Below are 18499 nucleotides of genomic sequence, written 5' to 3' on the forward strand. Positions count from 1 at the left end.
ATGAGCGCGAACAAGTCACGACCCTTTATCCGAACCGTGATTCTGACCGGCCTCCTGGGCGGCATCTCGGCCATTACTCCCGACACGGTGCTGGCCCAAGGCAATGCTGCAACGCCTCAGGCTGCGGTTCTCAAGCCCACCGATGCTGGCTGGATTGCCCGGGTGCAGGATGCGCTGAACGCCATCCATGCGATCAAGGCGCGGTTCCAGCAGATCGCGCCCGATGGCAGTCGCTCCACGGGACAGGCCTGGCTGGACCGGCCTGGGAAGATGCGTTTCGATTACGATAAGCCGAGCCCGCTGCTGCTCATCGCCAATGACGGCAAGGTTGTCTATCAGGATCGGGAGCTCGGGCAGGTCACGACGCTACCTCTCGATCGGACACCGCTTGGTCTGTTGCTACGGCCCGATCTGCGCTTGTCTGGCGATGTGACGGTGACGGCCTTCCAGCATGACCATGGGCTGGTGCAGGTCACCCTGGTTCGCACGGCGACACCATCAGAGGGTAGCCTGACACTTATCTTCAATGACTCCCCCCTGACGCTGAAATCATGGGTGGTCAAGGATGCGCAAGGACGCGAGACGCAGATCGACCTGTTCAACGTCGTTTCCAATCCCGGCAACCCGGCGACATTGTTCGCACTACCAAAAGAACAGGACTGACGTGATCACCTTAGAGCGCGGGGATGCGTCGTCCTCCGCGCTTCGAAGGGCGACCCCACGCCGGTATGATGTCCGCACCGACGCAAGGCAGCCGCGACCTGCGGCCTTCCTCGCATTCGGTCACTGATCAGCTTTTGCCAATCTCCAGCGCGCGGGCATAGACAACGCGCTTGGGCAAATTGACCGCCCCGGCGACCAGAGTCGCCGCATCTTTAACGGAATGGGTCTTGAGCGCCTCAATAAGGCGCGCGTCCAGAGCATGCGCGTTGTCATCCGCCTCGTCCCCTGGCGGTCCCACGAGGACGGTGATTTCTCCGCGGGGGGCCGTCTCGGTGAAATGCTCGCGGATCACAGCGAGTGAGCCTCGTCTTATTTCCTCGAATTTCTTGGTCAGTTCACGCGCCACGGCGGCTTCACGCTCGGGGCCGAAAACAGCGATCAGGTCATCCAGCATGTCCAGCAGGCGGTGGGGCGCTTCATACCAGATGAGCGTTGCTGACAGGCCCGCCTGTTCTGCCGCACGCAGAACAGCAAACTGGGAGCGCCGGGCCGAGGAACGCGGACTCGCGAAGCCGCTGAACAGATAGGGGTGAGGCGGCAAGCCTGAAAGGGTGAGGGCGAGCGTCGCGGCATTGGCTCCGGGTATGGCGCTGACAAGGACGCCAGCCGAGATTGCCGCACGTGCCAACCTGAAGCCGGGATCCGATACGAGCGGTGTTCCGGCATCGGAGACAAGGGCCAGTCGTGCACCGCCTGCGAGACGGGAGAGCAGGCCGGGGAGGCGGTCTTGCTCATTGTGGTCATGCAGAACTTGTGTCGGGGTGGAAACGTTATAGGCCTTCAACAGCCTGGCTGTTACCCGGGTATCCTCGCACAGGATGACATCCGCGGCCTTGAGTGTAGCGATTGCACGCGTACTCATGTCGCCCAGATTGCCGATTGGTGTAGCCACGAATGTCAGGCTGCCGGGTGGCAGGGTCGCGGAATTGCCGGAAGTGTCATAAGCATGCGGCGGACCATCATGGGTCGAGTCGTCAACAGGAGTATGGGTGTAAGATGATAGGTCGGACATTCGGTCCCCGTCAGCGCGTGGTTTCCTTCACATCGCTCAGGTCGGCCTCTGCATGCAAGCTGTCTGCTCTCGCAGGCGTCGCGGCACTTGCCCTCACTGCCTGCGGTGGTCCGGAGAGCCCGCCCCCCATTGCCAGTGTTGGACCCGGATCGGCTCAGGAAGCTTCCGGTCAGAAGAAAATCGCGATGTTGCTGCCCCTGAGCGGTCGTTTCGGCAAGCTCGGCCAGCAGATGGCCAACGCAGCCCATATCGCGGTACCGGACGGGCACGGTGTAACGCTTGATATCCGCGATACAGATGCCCCCGGCCAGACGGCCGAAACCGCAGCCCGTGCCGCGATTGCGCAGGGTGATCGCGTTATTCTCGGTCCTCTGACAGCCCCTCAGACTGCGACAGTGGCCTCGATTATCTCCCCTGCAAATATCCCGGAATTTGCCTATACGAGTGATCAGGCACAGGCACGACCCGGCGTGTGGGTGATGGGTGTGACGGTCGAGCAGCAGGTCAATCGTCTCGTTGAAGCTGCGAGCGCCGAGGGGCGAAAGACCTTTGCTGCCTACCTTCCCGATTCGGCACTGGGCCACGCACTGGCTGATGCCCTGGGCAAGGCCTGCATTGCCCATGGTCTGGCACAGCCAAATATCGCCTTCCATAACGGCACAAGCGAGTCGATCGCTTCCGGACTCAAGACACTGGCGGACTGGCAGGCGCGACAGGATCAGGCAACCCGACAGGCCGCCGCCGCGCAGCCTGCCGCATCTTCCGAGCCTGATGCCGTCAATCCTCTTGGTAATGAGTCCGCAACCGCTCCGGCGGTTGCCGTCACGAATCCCGGTGGCGCAAGCGCCGGTAATGCGGGGGCAACAGCCGAGACAGCCAAGCCAACGCTGGCGCCGCCACCTTTTGACGCGCTGCTGCTGGGTGATACAGGGCTGCAACTTGCCAACGTCATTGACGGGCTCAAACAGGCAGCGATCGACACACGTCAGACCCGCATCCTCGGGCCGGCGCTATGGAATGCTTTTGCTGCCAAGCTTGGTGCGCTGCGCGGTAGCTGGTTCGCCGCGCCAGATCCGTCTTTCCGAAATGATTTCGTTCAGCGCTATCGCGCACGTTACGGCTATGCCCCATCGGTGCTAGCCAATGTCGCCTACGACACGGCCACAATGGCAGCCGTACTCAGCCAGCGCCCTGACGGGTTTTCCGAAAGCTCGCTGCTGCGCCCTGACGGGTTTGCCGGAGCTGACGGCACTTTCGTTTTAAGGGGCGATGGCACGGTGACACGCGGACTTGCCTTGTTTGAAATTCTGCCCGGTGGTGGGGTAAAGATGGCCTCGGCTGCACCGAGACGCCTGTCGCGCTGAGCGGTTTATGCTGGCCCTGCTCACCTGCGGGTGAGAGGGGCGGCCCTGCTGGTAGAGAACTCTGCCAGACGTCCTGTTCCTGAGGCCCCGGAGGCATTCCTCGCGTAGGAGAGATAACGGGGAACAGCTGTCGGGCGCTGTTTCCCTGCCTGCTCACCTGCTTGGTCGAGGTTTCAGGCGGCGGCGATGGATTTGAGAGGCAAAACCGGACGGACCGTATTCAGAGCGAGCTCGAGGCTCGGATAGACGCCTAGCTCATGCTCGCGAATGTGGTCAATCAGGACCCAGCGAAGACCGCGTGGCTTGATCATGTAGGCAGGGTCCGCATTCTCACGAACCCAGATCAGAATATGGGCGACAGCTTCGCTTCGTCCATCGAGAGATTCCGTCTCGATATCAGCGTCGCAAAGCCCCATCGCGAGGCCAGCCTCCAGCCATTGCGAGAGATACTCGCGATGACGAGGCAGCACATTGAAGCGCAGTGGAATCACATTGCTGAGAGGTGCTGGAGTTTCGTTCTTGGGAAACGGCAGCGTCTGGGCCATACGTTGCGTCCTCATTTCTGGTGCAACACCGAGGCTAGACGGCAAAAGCGGACGGTCTCAACGTAAAATTGCATTTGTATGACGTTTTCCGTCATCGTGAGGGCAGGGTGTTGCACAAAAGCAATGCTTCGTTTCACCTATGTTCAGATAGGAAAAAAGAAACTTTCGGTCTCTCCCGACCGTTATTTACGCCATTTTCTTGTATACAATTCTTTTGGCCAGCGACGATGGAGCCATAGCCAGCTCCCGGGTCTCTCCGTGATCCAGCGTTCAAGCTGATCATTGAGCCTTTGGGTGAGACTGCCGATCTCGTCACTGCGACGCGCGGCGAGGTTAGGGTAAAGGACGGGACCAACCTCCAGGTGCAGTCTCGCCGGGCCAAGCCGGATGATTCGCCCCGTCACGATGGGGCAGTCATGCTTGACGGCAAAGGCCGCTGCCGCCGAGGCTGTCATGGCAGGGAGGTTGAAAAAGCGACATTCTATCCCGTCATTCATTTTCTGGTCACCGAGGATACCCAGATGATGCCCTTTCGCGAGATGGCGCAGGGCCGAACGCGCGCCCTTCGACCCTTTCGCAAACATGGGGACCTCAAGGCCCATTGCGCGCGATCGCAGACTGATGATGAGTCTGTTTACGAGCGGATTGCCTGCTGCACGGTAGAACGACGCGAAAGGCAGACCGTGACGCGCGACAAGGGGGGGCAGCATCTCCCAGTTGCCAATATGACCTGAAAAGAAGATTACGGGTCGACCCGTCATCCGTACGGTATTCAGCGCCTCGACATTGCTGATCGACCAGCCGGGACCGCAAGCCGTGTCCTTTTCAAGGCGAGACAAGTGAGGAAATTCGCCGAGCGTGCGCCCCAGATTATCCCAGACCTCCTTGATGATGGCGGCGCGTTCCCGTTGCGTGAGACGTGGTAGCGCGAGACTCAGATTGTCATCAGCAACGCGTGAGACAGGCAGGCGTGGCCCAACGGTCCGTGCGAGCCACCCTCCGAGATTGGAGGCGCTCGCCGCCGGCAGGCAGGAGAACCCGGCCAATGCCAGACGGGCCACAACGTATTCGACGCGGTGCAGGAGAGAGATCGCAGGAGTGTCGCTCATGGGGCGGCTCTACACAGTTGCGAATAGCTGGTCCAGCAGGCGTTCGGGCGCTTCGGGATCGGACCAGAGCAATTCGACGTCGATAACGGTCACATCGTCGCGCAACCAGTCTGGCAGCTTGACCCAGTCCTTGCGTGTCGTGACCAGAGCGGTCCTGGGTTGACGGGCCAGTACCGACAGGCGGCGGCAATCACGCTCGGTATAGGCGTGATGGTCATCAAAGGTGATGCTGCGCATTGCGGGCGCCCCGGCGTCGCGCAGCATGTCGAAGAATTTTGCGGGACGCCCGATACCAGCGAAGGCGATGACCTGCTTTCCCTGTAGCCGTCTTATGGCAGCCGACGGAATAAGGCGCGCCGACAGGACTGTGACTGCCGGCGGCACGATCGCGGCAAGGTCCGTGTCGTTGCGTCCTATGACGATGAGCGCATCGGCACGCATAAGTCCTTTTCCAGCCGGTTCGCGCAAGGGGCCAGCGGGGAGGGTCTGGCCATTGCCAAGCCCAATCGCGCCGTCGATGGTAATCAGGCGCATGGTCTGACGCAGGGTTGTGTTCTGCAGGCCGTCATCCATGATCAGGCACGTTGCACCGGCTTCCGTCGCGAGCCTGGCCGTTTCTGCGCGATTGCCTCCAATCCATACGGGAAAGTCCTGTGCCAGCATGAACGGTTCGTCACCTACATCCTGCGCTGTATGGACATCAGCCGCTACCCGCAGGGGGCCGGTTAACCGACCACCGTAACCACGACTGAGGATGTGGGGCTGCTCCCCCCGGGCCAACAGCCTTGCTGCCAGATCGCGCACCAATATGGTCTTTCCGGTTCCCCCTACACTGAGATTACCGCAGCAGAGAACCGGAATACTTGCCGTTGCAGGGCGCGCGCGCATGGCTCTGACAAGACTGATCGTGTCGAAAAGAAGTGATGCTGGCCTGAGGGCGCGCGCCTGCCAGCTTCGGTTATGTCTGAGCCAGAAGGCTGGGGGTGAGAGTTTCAGGCGCACAACGTCTCGATCTTCTCGGCCAGCCTGTGCGCAACGTCATGTCCGGACCCGATGGTCTCTCTCGCGCGACGGGCACGGTCCTTCCACAAGGGAGGGTCGGTCAACACCTCTATGATCCATTCAGCCAGTTGCATCTCATCATCTATAGTCCCGACGAGCCCTTTCAGTTGCGTAAAGGCCGGACGAAAATTGTCATGAAAGGGGCCAGTCGCGAGGGCGAGATCAAGTCTTGCCGCTTCGAAAGGATTATGTCCGCCGCCTGGGGCCAGGAGTGAGTTGCCAATGAAGGTGCAATCGGCTAGGCGATAGAACAGCCCCATTTCTCCGAGGGTATCGGCAATCCATACGGGATCGTCCCGGGTCGGCATGACTCCTGCGCTTCGCTGAGGCGCTGCAGGTGAGGTGAGGGCAGCGATATCTGGCCCCCGCACCGGATGCCTGGGGGCAATGATCGTCAGCAGGTCAGGGAAATGAGTCCTTGCGCGACAGGCTGCACGCAGGATGATCTCGTCCTCGCCCGGATGGGTGGATGCAGCGAGAAATACGGGTCGCCCTGAGATTGCCCATCTGAGCCTGTCGAGCTCGCTGCGGTCAACAGATGGGGGTGGCGCATCCTGCTTGAGATCGCCAAGGCAAACGACGTCCCGGGCTCCTAGCGCAGTGAAATGTCGCCCATCCTCCTCTCCCCTCGCGGCGACGAAAGCGAGGCGATGAAAAAGCGGTGGGGCAATATGGCGTGCCCGATGCCAGCGCCGCCAGGATTTCTCGGAAAGGCGTCCATTGAGCACGCCAACAGGAATGGCGCGGCGGGTACAGGCGAGGATCAGACCAGGCCAGAGTTCGCTATCCGTCAGCAAGAGGGCCGCGGGTTGCCAGTGATCGAGAAAACGTCGCGTCCAGACGGGCGTATCATAGGGAATGAACTGATGAAGGATACGTATGGCGCTGTGCTCAGGCTGGGCAAGGTAATGAGCGACGATATCAGCGCCGCCGGTCGTGGCACTGGTCAAGAGAAAGTGCCAGTCAGGATTGCGTTCTGACAATGTTTCGATCAGTGGCAGAATGGAGTGGGTTTCACCGACACTTGCAGCATGAAGCCACAACACGCGACCGGCCGGGCGCTCCAGTTCTGTACGGCCACGCCTTTCGGGGAGACGTTCTCGACGTTCCTTTCCGCGCCTGAGCCTCATGATCATCATGGCCCGCAGCCCCGGCGTGATCATCACGCCCAGCAGGTGCCACAGATAGTCAGGAACGGTGAAACGGCCTGCAGAAAGATAGTGTTCGGCGCTGGTCGAGAGACCTTTGAGGGCCTGTTCGATTTCTTCTGGCGTCGTGTCCCCCGTCATGGGGGCGCCGTAGAGCATGTATCCGCGACCGAAAGGCAGGGGAATGCGCAGACCGTCCCAGGTGGGCAGGCGCAACGATGTGCAGGCCCCGCCTATGGGAATGAGCGGGCTGCCTGAGAGACGCATCAGGGCAGGGGTGCCTGGCTGGACCCGCTCTGCCGGGCCACGTGGACCATCTGGCGTGATGGCAAAGACAGAGCCGCGTCGGATTGCCTGCACAGCTTCACGCAGGGCACGACTGCCCCCTTTTTTCTTGCCCTGCCGGTCGCTCGATCCCTCGACGCCGGTGATCCCCCAGGGAGCCACGAGGTCATTGATGAACCGCCCGTCCCGGTTGCGGCTGATCATGACCCTGAAATCAAGGGCGGCGTTCTGGCGATGTCCCCAGCGGCACATTGCCGGCAGGGAAAGCAGGGAACGATGCCAGCAGGCCGTGATACAACCCTCGACCCTGCGATCCGGGCTCTGTAGCAATGAAGGCCGAGACTCAGGCGCACCGGTGAAATGCCAGCGAATGGTGCTCTGTGCAAAGCCGAGATAAATGCGCGCCAGTTTCAGCAAGATGCGTTCGGCGCGTGAACGCCTAGGAGATCCGGCCTGGCTTTCAGCCGGAGTTTCGTGCTCGAGGCGGGTCATTCGGCGGCTGGAAGGAAGTCACCCATACCGCGCCGGTAGCATGTCCGCCGCGCCATGGCAAAAATTCGACATCAACGGCTCATCAGAACCGTTATGCCTGCATGCTCCAGAACATGTCGGGTGGCACCCCCCATGATCATCTGGCGCAGACGTGAATGAGAATAGGCTCCCATTGTGAGCATGTCAGCGCCGAAATCTGCACACGCGGTGAGGATGCCTGCACCGACATCGCGCTCGATTCCCTTGAAGTTTCTGATCTCGGCATTCACGCCGTGCAGCTTGAGATAATCCTGCACCGTATCTGCTTCAGGCCCGCGCCGATGATAATCGACGCTGGTCAGGATCTGCACGGCCTCGGCCTGTTTGGCATAAGGGAGAGCCCCACGCAGGGCCGATGCCGCCTCTGCGGTGCCATTCCAGGCAATACACAGGCGCTTGCCCGAACTGACCGGCGGGGTGGGGGGCGCAATAACCAGCGGGCAGCCACTATCGTAAAGCACTGCGTGCAGGACTTCCGAGGCACGGGCATTATCGTTAGGCCCGAGATGCGGCATTAGGGTGAGGTCCGACAGGCGGGCTCGCCAGGTCACGGCCTCGTGTTCCGATCCCGTTAGGAATTCGAGGGATGCGCTCAGCCGCGAATGCGCCAAGGGATCGTTTTCGAGAAACCCTTGCTTGGGCTCGATGTCATTGTCGCGAATGAATGCATCGAATTTGAGCCGAACCTGAAGCATGCGACGATGCGCTTCATGCTCGGCAGCCTCCATCATCTCGTTGATCATGGCGCTTGATAGGCCTTCGCCTGTCAGGGCCGCCATTTCATTGGGATCGTCGCCCACGAGAACGGTCGAGAGGTGAGCGTTGAACGCGCGCGCATGGAGAAGGCCGACACGCAGAACGGCATCGATATTGCCTGCGCCATTCAGCGGGACGAGGATGTTTCTGACGTCGTTGGCCATGAGGGGTCTCACTTGATGAATAATGGGTCTGGAGGAATGGGCGTTGCACAGCGCGCCCATTCTGGTCTGGGTCAGGGATAAAGCCGGGTTACCACCCAATCATTCTCTTCGCGCGTCCATGTGGCGCGGTCATGCATGCGATAGGGCCGATCCTGCCAGAACTCGATCTGCCGGGGCACAAGGCGGAAACCTGACCAGTTGGCCGGACGCTCGGGTTCCTTCCCCTCGAAGCGCGCCGTCACGGCTTCTATACGTTTTTCGAAATCAGCACGCTCGGCAAGAGGCCGCGACTGGTCGGAGGCGATGGCACCGATCCGTGAATTGCGGCTGCGACTGGCAAAATAGCGATCGGCTTCCTCCGCGCTGACCGGCTCGACCGGACCCTCGATGCGGATCTGGCGGCGGAGGGATTTCCAGTGGAAAAGCAGGGCAGCATTCGGATTGCTGACCAATTCGCCCCCCTTGCGGCTCTCGAGATTCGTATAGAACACAAAGCCGCGCTCATCGGCGCCCTTCAGAAGGATCATGCGGACTGAAGGAATGCCGTCACGTGTGGCTGTCGCAAGTGCCATGGCATTCGGGTCGTTGGGTTCGCTCGCCTCGGCTTCTTTCATCCACTCGGCAAAAAGAACAAAGGGATCTGCATCAAGGGGGATGAGAGGGGATGTTGTATCGTGAGCCATGACAGGGCGTCTCCCGCGTTATTCAGGTCCGTATTCGTTGTCCCTGCTAACGTGTCATCTCGACACTTGTTTGCGCGGCAGGCATGTGCGACGTAGCGGAGCCTTATTATTTCTTTCTCTGACATTAACCGGGATCTGCCTCATGTCCACCGCTTCCTTCGATCTCCCTACCGGGACGCTGATGGCGGGCAAGCGCGGCCTCGTGATGGGCGTCGCCAATGACCGCTCCATTGCCTGGGCCATCGCCTCTGCCTGCGCCGCACAGGGGGCAGAGCTCGCATTTACCTATCAGGGCGAGGCTCTGGGCAAGCGCGTCAAGCCGCTGGCGGAGAGTGTCGGCGCATCCCTGGTTATCCCCTGCGATGTCAGTGACGATGCCGATATCGACCGCGCTTTTGATGAAATCGAGAAAGCGTGGGGCCAGATCGATTTCGTGGTTCATGCCATTGGCTGGGCTGACAAGCAGTTCCTGCGTGGGCGCTATGTCGACACCCCTCGCGATGCCTTCCTGAAGGCAATGGATATCTCCTGCTTCTCCTTCACGGCGGTTGCCCGCCGGGCCGCGGCGCTTATGACAGATGGCGGTTCGCTGCTGACCCTGTCGTATCTCGGTGCCGAGCGCGTCATGCCTCATTACAATGTGATGGGTGTGGCCAAGGCTGCGCTTGAGGCTTCGGTTCGCTACATGGCGGCCGATCTCGGCAAGGACAATATCCGCGTCAATGCGATCTCTGCCGGGCCGATCATGACGCTGGCTGCCAATGGCATCGGCGATTTCCGTTACATCCTGCGCTGGAACCAGCTCAACGCGCCGATGGAGCGCAATGTCTCGCTCAAGGATGTAGGAGGTTCGGGCCTCTATTTCCTGTCTGACCTTTCGTCGGGCACCACGGGTGAGGTTCACCACGTCGATTGCGGCTATCACGTGGTGGGTATGAAGAACCCGACCGCGCCCGATATCGCTGTCGCATCCTCAGAAGGCTGACATGTCGGATAACAGCTTCGGGACGCTGTTTCGTGTCACGACCTGGGGCGAGAGCCACGGGCCGGCCATTGGCTGCGTCGTTGATGGCTGCCCGCCCGGTATCACCCTGAACGAGGGTGACATCCAGCCCTGGCTGGATCGGCGCAGGCCGGGGCAGTCCAAATTCACCACCCAGCGCCAGGAGGCGGATCAGGTCCGTATCCTTTCCGGCGTGTTCGAGGGCAGGACGACTGGCACGCCGATCGCGCTCATGATCGAAAATACGGATCAGCGCTCGAAAGACTACTCGGACATCGCATCACGCTATCGCCCCGGCCACGCCGACGTCACCTATGACCTGAAATACGGGCACAGGGATTATCGCGGTGGCGGACGCTCATCGGCGCGCGAGACAGCCTGCCGTGTCGCAGCTGGCGGTGTCGCTCGGCGTGTGATCGAAACCCTGCTGGGCGAGACAGCGACCATACGCGCAGCGTTGGTACAGATTGGCGGCCTTGCGATCGACAGGGCGCGGTGGGACTGGGGTGAAGTCAATCGCAATCCCCTGTTCTGTCCGGACCCTGTCACGGCGGTTGAGTGGGAGGGCCTTCTCTCAAGCGTGCGCAAGGAAGGATCATCCATCGGCGCGCTGGTTGAAGTTGTTGCCGAGAATTTCCCGGCCGGCCTCGGTGCGCCGCTCTATGGCAAGCTGGACGCCGACATCGCCTCCGCCCTCATGGGGATCAACGGGGTGAAGGCAGTCGAGATTGGCGAGGGTATGGGCGTTGCGGTGCTGCGTGGTGAAGAGAACGCCGACCCGATGCGCATGCGCGACGGAGCGCTTCATTTCGAAGGAAACCGGGCGGGCGGTATTCTGGGTGGTATCTCGACTGGCCAGCCTGTCACCGCACGTTTCGCGATCAAGCCGACCAGTTCAATCCTGGTGCCGGTGCCCTCGGTCAACCGTCAGGGCGAAAATATCGATGTCATGACAAAGGGCCGCCACGACCCCTGTATCGGTATCCGTGCGGTGCCCGTGGCGGAGGCTATGCTGGCCTGCCTGCTGGCAGATCACATCCTGCGTGACCATGCTCAGAACAGCTGGCATCGCACCCGCGATTAGAGATCACTCTCCGGCGGGTGCTGAGTACCCGGGCTCACTCCCGTAAGTGGGGTAGATCGAGTCCGATGGCAGGACGATCGAACACTCAGCCGAATATGGTAAGGCGTTCCACGTTCCGCCATCACTGCCCCGGCACCTCCGGGCTGATCTACGCATGATCGCTAACCACGCGCACGCATCGGTGCTCAGGGGAAGGGGTGTCAGGCTGGCAGTCGCCAGCCCAACGGTTCAGACCAACGCGGCAGACAGGGTGATATCAGCCTTGAAGAGCTGCGAGACGGGACAGCCATTCTTGGCCTTCGTGGCAAGTTCTTCGAACTTCGCCTGATCGGCGCCGGGGACAGCGCCCTTGAGGTCGAGATGAATGGCAGAAATCTCGAAACCGCCCTCGGTCTTGTCGAGCGATACAGTCGCCTTGGTCTCAAGCGACGTTGCCGTAAGGCCTGCTTCGCCAAGAATCATGGAGAGCGCCATGGTGAAACAGCCGGCATGCGCCGCACCGATCAGCTCCTCAGGATTCGTGCCGGGCTTGTCCTCGAATCGCGTGTTGAAGCCATAGGGTTGGCTGGAAAGCGCACCGCTCTGCGTCGAGATCGTACCCTTGCCGTCCTTCAGGCCACCGCTCCACTGGGCGCTGGCAGTTTTCTTGATCGTCATGTGCAAGTCCTCCTGCTGGGTTCCGGACGCAGAAGCCTCCGGTTGCTCAGCCAACGCAGGGGCCGGGGAATTGTTCACCTGTAACGCTGTGACATCATCGCAACGCCGGGAGCGTGCCGTAAAAAAAGCGGCTTGGGGGAACTCCATGTTCTCCAAGGGCTTCTGCCCCTGTCAACACCATATGTAGTGCCGAGAGCGAAATTTAACCCGATATATTGCTTGTCTGGCAGGCGCGACTTGCGCCAAGAGGACACTCGGAAATTGCGATACCAAACTCGATTTGATCCTGGGGAGATGGCCCGTGAGCCTGCTAGACGACACGATCCGTGAGCCTGTTTCAGCGACGGCTGATGTTCTGCCTGAGCCCTGTGACCGCGCTCCCCAGGAGATCGAGGCCGAGCCGGATATGTTCGATGATGTCGTTCAGCTTGAGGGCCATCACCCTGTCCGGGTCAACCGGTCACGTGATTCGCTGCTGACTGATTTCGGCCGGGCGACGCTTGATAACCGCTACCTGTTGCCGGGCGAGCACTATCAGGACCTCTTCGGTCGTGTCGCCTCGTATTACGGTGCTGATGCCGCCCATGCACAGCGCCTCTACGACTATATTTCACAACACTGGTTCATGCCCGCGACCCCGGTTCTGTCCAACGGGGGAACGTCACGTGGTTTGCCGATCTCGTGCTTCCTGAACGAGGCCGATGACAGCCTGCGTGGCATTGTGGACCTCTGGAACGAGAATGTCTGGCTGGCCTCCAAGGGTGGTGGCATTGGCTCTTACTGGGGTAATCTGCGCTCGATCGGCGAGAATGTCGGCAAGAACGGCAAGACCTCGGGTGTCATTCCGTTCATCCGCGTCATGGACAGCCTCACACTCGCCATTTCGCAGGGCTCTCTGCGTCGCGGTTCGGCGGCAGTCTATCTGCCCGTCTGGCATCCCGAGATCGAGGAATTCGTCGAGATGCGCCGCCCGACCGGTGGTGACCCTAACCGCAAGGCTCTAAACCTGCACCATGGTGTGCTCCTCACCGACGACTTCATGCGCGCCGTGGAGAAAGATGAGGAATGGGGCCTGCGCTCGCCCAAGGACATGTCTGTCATCCGCAGCATTCCGGCACGTCAGCTCTGGATCCGTATCCTCACGGCCCGCATGGAGCAGGGTGAGCCCTACATCATCTATTCCGATCATGTGAACAAGGCGCGCCCCGAGCATCACAAGCTTGCCGGGCTTGAGGTCAAGACCTCCAATCTCTGTGCGGAAATCACCCTGCCCACCGGCCTCGATCATCATGGCAAGAACCGTACCGCCGTATGCTGCCTCTCCTCGCTCAATCTTGAGACATGGGATGAGTGGAAGGACAACCCGCAATTCATCGAAGACGTCATGCTCTTCCTTGATCGCGTGTTGCAGGACTTCATTGACCGCGCACCCGATGACATGGAGCGTGCCCGCTACGCCGCCATGCGCGAGCGTTCGGTCGGGCTTGGGGTCATGGGCTTTCATTCCTTCCTGCAGGCGCGCAGCATCCCGTTCGAGAGCGTGATGGCGCGTGTGTGGAACAAGCGCATTTTCCAGCACATCAAGGTGCAGGCCGACGCGGCCTCCAAGCATCTTGCCGAGCTGCTCGGGCCATGCCCCGATGCCGAGGAATACGGCATCATGGAGCGTTTCTCGAACAAGATGGCGATTGCCCCTACGGCCTCGATCTCGATCATCGCAGGCAATGCCAGCCCCGGTATCGAGCCGATCTCGGCCAATGTGTTTTTGCAGAAAACCCTCTCGGGCTCGTTCACCGTGCGCAACCGCCATTTGCTCAAGCTGCTGGAGCAGAAGGGGTATAACAACGATGCAGTCTGGTCCTCGATCACCCTGAACAAGGGCTCTGTGCAGCATCTCGACTTCCTGACGCAGGATGAAAAGGATGTTTACAAGACAGCGTTCGAACTGGATCAGCGCTGGGTGATTGAACATGCGGCTGATCGCGCCGGGTTCATCTGTCAGGCGCAATCCATCAACGTGTTCCTGCCTGCCGATATCCACAAGCGCGACCTGCATCAGATCCATTTCCTTGCATGGAAGCGCGGCGTGAAGTCGCTTTATTACTGCCGTTCGCTCTCGATCCAGCGCGCTGACGCGGTCAGTGACATGGCGCTCAAGAACAATATTCTCGAGGACGAGGATTACAGCAGTGACGCGGCTGAGGCTGCCAAGAAGCCCGCCGCGACGACGAGCTATGAGGAATGTCTGTCATGTCAGTGAAGCATTCGCTCTGTGCGGTGGCGTTGCTGACAGGCGCACTCACGGCAGCCTCCGCTGATAACTGGTGTGCCGTTGCGGCGGAAGCGCCGGCGCCCGGGCCAGAGGTGAATCAGACCGTCGTGAAGGGTGTGGTCGTCACACCTGCCGGTATGGTCATGCCGAAAGGAGCGATGATCACCGTGCGGCTGGATGATGTAAGCCTTGCCGACGCCCCCTCGGTGACGCTTGGCAGGACAGAGTTCATGCCGGTTGGCAAGTCGCCCTATGGCTACGCACTGCATTACGATGCGCAGCACCTGACGGCCGGACACCGCTATGCGCTGCATGCTGCGATCCGCCAGAGTGGCAAGCTGATTGCCATAAGCAAGACCGCTACTATGGAGGCGGCCGCTGTGCCGTCAGACACGACGGTGAAAGTTGAATCCGTCAGCCAGCCTGTGCCCCAGCCCGTCGCCGGCGCGTGGGCGATCACGGATATTGGCGCCCAGAAGGTTGATCCCGTAGCACCTGCCTTCATGGTCATACGTGCTGATGGTGCGCTGTCTGGCACGGGCGGATGCAACCGGATGATGGGGCATGTAGTTGCCGACGCGACCCATTTCACCTTTGGCCCGACGGCGGGAACACGCATGGCCTGCCCGGGTGTGCGCATGACGCAGGAAGACGCCGTGTTCAAGGCCATGCAGGCCGTGCGTGCGTGGCGCAGGGAAGGCGATCGCCTGATCCTGAGTGACGATCACGGCGTGGCTGCGCTGACATTGCAGGAAAATCAGGGCCGGACCGATTCCGGCCTCCAGACAGAACGGAGCAGGAAGAGCCCATGAGCGAGACACAGAACGCCGGCGCGCCGCTCGCCGAAGAACAGCATTTCGACCTGATGACCGCCAACCCGGTCTATAAGCCCTTCCGTTACCCCTGGGCCTATGACGCATGGCTGATCCAGCAGCGTGTCCACTGGCTGCCAGAAGAGGTGCCTCTGGCCGATGACGTTAAGGATTGGCATCGTACGCTGAGCGAGGGCGAGCGCCATCTGGTCACGCAGATCTTCCGTTTCTTCACGCAGGCCGACGTCGAGGTGAACTCGGCATATATGAAGTATTACAGCCAGGTCTTCAAACCGACCGAAGTGCTGATGATGCTGTCATCGTTCTCGAATATTGAAACGATCCACATCGCTGCCTATTCGCATCTTCTTGATACGATCGGCATGCCGGAAACAGAGTATTCGGCATTCCTGAAGTACAAAGAGATGAAGGACAAGTATGATTTCATGCAGTCCTTCAACATCAACAACAAGCGAGAAATTGCGAAGACCATGGCAGCGTTTGGCGCTTTCATGGAAGGGCTGCAGCTTTTTGCTTCCTTCGCGATCCTTCTCAACTTCCCTCGCTTCAACAAGCTCAAGGGGATGGGGCAGATCGTTTCCTGGTCAGTGCGTGATGAAACGCTGCACTGCCTGTCTATGATCCGTCTTTTCCGCACCTTTGTGCGCGAAAACCGCGAGATCTGGACAGAGGATTTCCGCGCCGAACTCGCAGAGATCTGTGCGACAACGGTTGAGCATGAGGATGCCTTCATCGATCTCGCTTTCGAGATGGGCGATGTCGAGGGCCTGAGCGCCGATCAGGTCAAGCGATACATCCGCTTCATTGCTGATCGTCGCATGACGCAGCTTGGTCTCGATCCCTTCTACGGTATCGAGGAGAACCCGCTGCCCTGGCTTGACGACATGCTGAATGCGGTCGAGCACGCAAATTTCTTCGAAAACCGCTCAACGGAATATTCCCGTGCTTCAACCTCGGGGTCCTGGGAAGAGGCTTTCGAGGCGGACGTTTTCGCTTCCTGAAATGCGGGGCGGGGTCATAGTCCGCCCTGAAATCTCGGCACCGCGTGACTTTCGCAAGTCGAACGGACGCTTGGGCGGATGGCTCCCGGACGAGGGTGAAATTACCCTCGACCATTTCCCGGGCGCCTATGCTCCCGTGTCGGGGGGTGTCGTTAGACCGACAAATTTGCGCGAAGTTTCCGCGTTTACTCCAGCGCGCTCGCCTGACGTAGAACCGCCTCACACTCATCCGTGTAGCCGCCCTCCTGACGATGGAGCACGAGGCCGGGAAGAAGGCGGAACGCGCCCTTACCCCCCCATATCCCGCGTAGCAGAACGATCTTCGCTGCGCGCCCCTGTTTGGGCCAGAGCGGGCAGAGGGTGAGGCTCCCGAACCCGGCCTGGCGCAAGGCCTCGCAGGCTGTGTCAATGACGAAGGCAGGCAGGGCGAGCGTCAGGCTGCCGCCGGGAAGCACCCATTTTGACAGCGCGTCGATCCATGCGGTCCAGCCTCCTTCTGGCATGGTCATCGCCAGGCGGCGTCGGGCATCATCGGCCCCGGTATGATCGGCAGGATGCCATGGAGGGTTGGCCATGGCGTGATGGAAGCGGCCGTTGACCCCCGGCGTTATCTGCCGCAGGGCAGGGGGGATGTCTGGCAGGCTGCCCTGAATGATCGAGACGCGGGCGCCCAGACCGTTGGCCTCCATGTTCAGTCTCGCCAGTTCCGCCGTCGCGCCATCGGCTTCGATACCTGCGCCGCTGGTCTCGGGACATCGCGTCATGAGGCAGAGCAGGCCGGCACCTGCGCCGCATCCTGCCTCGAGAATGCTCTGGCCACGTCGGGCGGGCACGAAGGCGGCCATCAACACTGGTTCTATGCCGGTGCGATAACCCCTTGTGAACTGGTGATACTGGACGCGTCGGTCGAGCAGATAACCGGGCATCGTATCGGTTGTATTGATTGCGGCAGCATCAGCTTTGAGGGTTGCCGGGTTGACCGGGGCCGTCCTGCCGCTCATATGGATTTGACTGTCAGAGGGCCGGTTCTCCGGTCTGAATGGCTCATGCATGAAATCCGGTTTCTGTCTCGGTGTCCTGTTACGCCGTGCGGGGTGTCGGCTCGTGCCTTATACTGCATCAGGGTCGTCAGTGGCCAAGTAGGAAGTGGAGAGTTGCCTTGGGTGGTGCCGACAGCCTGGCCGATATGAAGGCCGAGCAAAACAACAGTGCAGCCGTGCCCGTCAATGGCGAGCGCTCGGCCCTTAACGCCCTTTCCGACTTTCTCAAGGATGACATGGAGGCCTGCAACCGCGAGATTGTCGCGCGTATGCAAAGCCCGGTCCCGCTTATCCCCCAACTGGGCGCCCATCTGGTCGCTGCTGGTGGCAAGAGGCTGCGCCCGTTGCTTACCCTCGCATCGGCGCGTCTGTGTGGCTATGAGCCTTCGCCCGAGAACCAGCGCCATGTCGGGCTCGCCGCCTGCGTCGAGTTCATCCATACGGCCACATTGCTGCATGACGACGTGGTGGATGAGAGCACCTTGCGCCGTGGCCTTGCCTCCGCCAATGCCGTGTTTGGCAACAAGGCCTCGGTGCTCGTGGGCGATTTCCTGTTCGCCCGTTCGTTCCAGCTTATGACGGCCGATGGCTCTCTCAAGGTCATGGCCATTCTTTCTGCTGCCTCGGCCACGATTGCCGAAGGCGAGGTGTTGCAGATGGCGACACAGAACGATCTCTCCACGCCAATCGAGAAATATCTGGAGGTGATTCACGGCAAGACCGCCGCGCTATTTGCCGCTGCATGCCGGGTAGGCGCAGTAGTGGCAGCACGCCCGGAGAGCGACGAAAATGCGCTCGAGGCCTATGGCACCAATCTGGGCATGGCGTTCCAGCTTGTCGATGACGCGCTTGATTACGCGGCTGACCAGCAGGTGCTGGGCAAGACCGTGGGCGATGACATGCGTGAGGGCAAGATTACCCTGCCTGTGCTGGCGGCTTTCCAGGCTGGCGATGAGGCCGACCGAGCGTTCTGGCTTCGTGTCATCGAAACCGGTGAGCAGACCGACGAGGATCTGCCACACGCGCTCGCCCTTATCGAGAAAACCGGGGCAATCCAGACGACCCTGGATCGGGCTCAGCTTTATGCGGATGCGGCTATCGAAGCCCTGTCGTCTTTCCCGGACAGCCCAATCCGGCAACTCATGATTGATGCAGCCTCCTATACGGTCAGCCGCGCCAACTGATTCAAGAGACGGGGGAGCAGAAAGCTCTCCTCCAGACCCTGTT

Annotated in this window: 17 protein-coding genes; 8 read left to right on the plus strand and 9 right to left on the minus strand. The window is 60.6% G+C overall.

Annotated elements, in window-relative coordinates; genetic code table 11:
- Positions 1-663 (plus strand): LolA family protein, encoded by a 663-nt coding sequence (locus ED655_RS10155; RefSeq protein ID WP_122050057.1) that lies wholly within the window; start codon positions 1-3, stop codon positions 661-663.
- 127 nt (positions 664-790) lie between these two features.
- Here the strand turns inward: ED655_RS10155 and rsmI are convergent, their stop codons facing one another.
- Complete coding sequence (gene rsmI, locus ED655_RS10160; protein WP_122050082.1) at positions 791-1735, minus strand: 16S rRNA (cytidine(1402)-2'-O)-methyltransferase; 945 nt, start codon at positions 1733-1735, stop codon at positions 791-793.
- On the opposite strand from rsmI, the gene ED655_RS10165 reads away from it, so the two are divergent.
- On the plus strand, positions 1720-3099 hold the full coding sequence (locus tag ED655_RS10165; protein WP_162993477.1) for a penicillin-binding protein activator: 1380 nt from the start codon (positions 1720-1722) through the stop codon (positions 3097-3099). The two genes, rsmI and ED655_RS10165, sit on opposite strands and share 16 nt — an antisense overlap.
- 173 nt (positions 3100-3272) lie before the next feature.
- On the opposite strand, the gene ED655_RS10170 is transcribed toward ED655_RS10165, so the two are convergent.
- The 6 genes from ED655_RS10170 to pdxH form a co-directional block, all read right to left on the minus strand.
- Positions 3273-3644: a hypothetical protein gene (locus tag ED655_RS10170; protein WP_205836027.1), complete on the minus strand. Its 372-nt coding sequence runs from the start codon at positions 3642-3644 to the stop codon at positions 3273-3275.
- A 182-nt stretch (positions 3645-3826) separates the two neighbouring features.
- Complete coding sequence (locus ED655_RS10175; RefSeq protein WP_122050060.1) at positions 3827-4753, minus strand: LpxL/LpxP family acyltransferase; 927 nt, start codon at positions 4751-4753, stop codon at positions 3827-3829.
- Between the two features lie 9 nt (positions 4754-4762).
- Positions 4763-5749 carry a tetraacyldisaccharide 4'-kinase gene (gene lpxK / locus ED655_RS10180; protein ID WP_122050083.1) on the minus strand — a complete coding sequence of 329 codons (987 nt, stop codon included), beginning with the start codon at positions 5747-5749 and terminating at the stop codon, positions 4763-4765.
- Positions 5746-7740, minus strand: a complete 1995-nt coding sequence (locus tag ED655_RS10185; protein ID WP_122050061.1) for a glycosyltransferase N-terminal domain-containing protein — start codon at positions 7738-7740, stop codon at positions 5746-5748. Before ED655_RS10185 ends, lpxK begins: the two co-directional genes overlap by 4 nt.
- Before the next feature lie 71 nt (positions 7741-7811).
- Positions 7812-8699, minus strand: coding sequence for a universal stress protein (locus ED655_RS10190; RefSeq protein ID WP_062164774.1), 888 nt, complete (start codon positions 8697-8699; stop codon positions 7812-7814).
- A gap of 71 nt (positions 8700-8770) precedes the next feature.
- Entirely contained in the window at positions 8771-9382 is a 612-nt protein-coding gene (gene pdxH, locus ED655_RS10195; protein WP_122050062.1) for a pyridoxamine 5'-phosphate oxidase, read from the minus strand.
- Positions 9383-9524: 142 nt separating this feature from the next.
- Between pdxH and fabI the strand changes: the two genes are divergently transcribed.
- Both fabI and aroC read left to right on the plus strand, forming a co-directional pair.
- Positions 9525-10367, plus strand: coding sequence for an enoyl-ACP reductase FabI (fabI, locus tag ED655_RS10200; RefSeq protein ID WP_122050063.1), 843 nt, complete (start codon positions 9525-9527; stop codon positions 10365-10367).
- A gap of 1 nt (position 10368) precedes the next feature.
- Positions 10369-11469, plus strand: a complete 1101-nt coding sequence (gene aroC, locus ED655_RS10205; RefSeq protein ID WP_122050064.1) for a chorismate synthase — start codon at positions 10369-10371, stop codon at positions 11467-11469.
- A gap of 228 nt (positions 11470-11697) precedes the next feature.
- Here aroC and ED655_RS10210 read toward each other — a convergent pair whose 3' ends face one another.
- Complete coding sequence (locus ED655_RS10210) at positions 11698-12126, minus strand: OsmC family protein (protein ID WP_162993478.1); 429 nt, start codon at positions 12124-12126, stop codon at positions 11698-11700.
- Positions 12127-12532: 406 nt separating this feature from the next.
- On the opposite strand from ED655_RS10210, the gene ED655_RS10215 reads away from it, so the two are divergent.
- Genes ED655_RS10215 through ED655_RS10225 form a run of 3 tightly spaced genes read left to right on the plus strand, consistent with a single transcriptional unit; the run spans position 12533 to position 16232 of the window.
- Positions 12533-14386, plus strand: a complete 1854-nt coding sequence (locus tag ED655_RS10215) for a ribonucleoside-diphosphate reductase subunit alpha (RefSeq protein WP_122040108.1) — start codon at positions 12533-12535, stop codon at positions 14384-14386.
- Positions 14377-15210: an META domain-containing protein gene (locus ED655_RS10220; protein ID WP_162993479.1), complete on the plus strand. Its 834-nt coding sequence runs from the start codon at positions 14377-14379 to the stop codon at positions 15208-15210. Before ED655_RS10215 ends, ED655_RS10220 begins: the two co-directional genes overlap by 10 nt.
- Positions 15207-16232 carry a ribonucleotide-diphosphate reductase subunit beta gene (locus tag ED655_RS10225; RefSeq protein WP_062164769.1) on the plus strand — a complete coding sequence of 342 codons (1026 nt, stop codon included), beginning with the start codon at positions 15207-15209 and terminating at the stop codon, positions 16230-16232. Before ED655_RS10220 ends, ED655_RS10225 begins: the two co-directional genes overlap by 4 nt.
- 185 nt (positions 16233-16417) lie before the next feature.
- Here the strand turns inward: ED655_RS10225 and ED655_RS10230 are convergent, their stop codons facing one another.
- Positions 16418-17233: a tRNA1(Val) (adenine(37)-N6)-methyltransferase gene (locus ED655_RS10230; protein ID WP_240993610.1), complete on the minus strand. Its 816-nt coding sequence runs from the start codon at positions 17231-17233 to the stop codon at positions 16418-16420.
- 185 nt (positions 17234-17418) lie between these two features.
- On the opposite strand from ED655_RS10230, the gene ED655_RS10235 reads away from it, so the two are divergent.
- Positions 17419-18456, plus strand: a complete 1038-nt coding sequence (locus ED655_RS10235; RefSeq protein WP_062165787.1) for a polyprenyl synthetase family protein — start codon at positions 17419-17421, stop codon at positions 18454-18456.
- The last annotated feature ends 43 nt before the right edge of the window (positions 18457-18499 follow it).

Source organism: Asaia bogorensis (assembly GCF_900465345.1).
GTDB classification, from domain to species: domain Bacteria; phylum Pseudomonadota; class Alphaproteobacteria; order Acetobacterales; family Acetobacteraceae; genus Asaia; species Asaia bogorensis_A.

What these genes read in the sequence shown, in the direction of transcription:
- ED655_RS10230 (WP_240993610.1), bottom strand. Translation starts at nt 17,233, where the DNA reads ATGAGCGGCAGGACGGCCCCGGTCAACCCGGCAACCCTCAAAGCTGAT.
- ED655_RS10165 (WP_162993477.1), top strand. Translation starts at nt 1,720, where the DNA reads ATGATAGGTCGGACATTCGGTCCCCGTCAGCGCGTGGTTTCCTTCACA.
- ED655_RS10155 (WP_122050057.1), top strand. Translation starts at nt 1, where the DNA reads ATGAGCGCGAACAAGTCACGACCCTTTATCCGAACCGTGATTCTGACC.
- ED655_RS10170 (WP_205836027.1), bottom strand. Translation starts at nt 3,644, where the DNA reads ATGGCCCAGACGCTGCCGTTTCCCAAGAACGAAACTCCAGCACCTCTC.
- rsmI (WP_122050082.1), bottom strand. Translation starts at nt 1,735, where the DNA reads ATGTCCGACCTATCATCTTACACCCATACTCCTGTTGACGACTCGACC.
- aroC (WP_122050064.1), top strand. Translation starts at nt 10,369, where the DNA reads ATGTCGGATAACAGCTTCGGGACGCTGTTTCGTGTCACGACCTGGGGC.
- pdxH (WP_122050062.1), bottom strand. Translation starts at nt 9,382, where the DNA reads ATGGCTCACGATACAACATCCCCTCTCATCCCCCTTGATGCAGATCCC.
- ED655_RS10220 (WP_162993479.1), top strand. Translation starts at nt 14,377, where the DNA reads ATGTCAGTGAAGCATTCGCTCTGTGCGGTGGCGTTGCTGACAGGCGCA.
- ED655_RS10185 (WP_122050061.1), bottom strand. Translation starts at nt 7,740, where the DNA reads ATGACCCGCCTCGAGCACGAAACTCCGGCTGAAAGCCAGGCCGGATCT.
- ED655_RS10175 (WP_122050060.1), bottom strand. Translation starts at nt 4,753, where the DNA reads ATGAGCGACACTCCTGCGATCTCTCTCCTGCACCGCGTCGAATACGTT.
- ED655_RS10225 (WP_062164769.1), top strand. Translation starts at nt 15,207, where the DNA reads ATGAGCGAGACACAGAACGCCGGCGCGCCGCTCGCCGAAGAACAGCAT.
- ED655_RS10215 (WP_122040108.1), top strand. Translation starts at nt 12,533, where the DNA reads ATGTTCGATGATGTCGTTCAGCTTGAGGGCCATCACCCTGTCCGGGTC.
- ED655_RS10235 (WP_062165787.1), top strand. Translation starts at nt 17,419, where the DNA reads ATGAAGGCCGAGCAAAACAACAGTGCAGCCGTGCCCGTCAATGGCGAG.
- ED655_RS10210 (WP_162993478.1), bottom strand. Translation starts at nt 12,126, where the DNA reads ATGACGATCAAGAAAACTGCCAGCGCCCAGTGGAGCGGTGGCCTGAAG.
- fabI (WP_122050063.1), top strand. Translation starts at nt 9,525, where the DNA reads ATGTCCACCGCTTCCTTCGATCTCCCTACCGGGACGCTGATGGCGGGC.
- ED655_RS10190 (WP_062164774.1), bottom strand. Translation starts at nt 8,699, where the DNA reads ATGGCCAACGACGTCAGAAACATCCTCGTCCCGCTGAATGGCGCAGGC.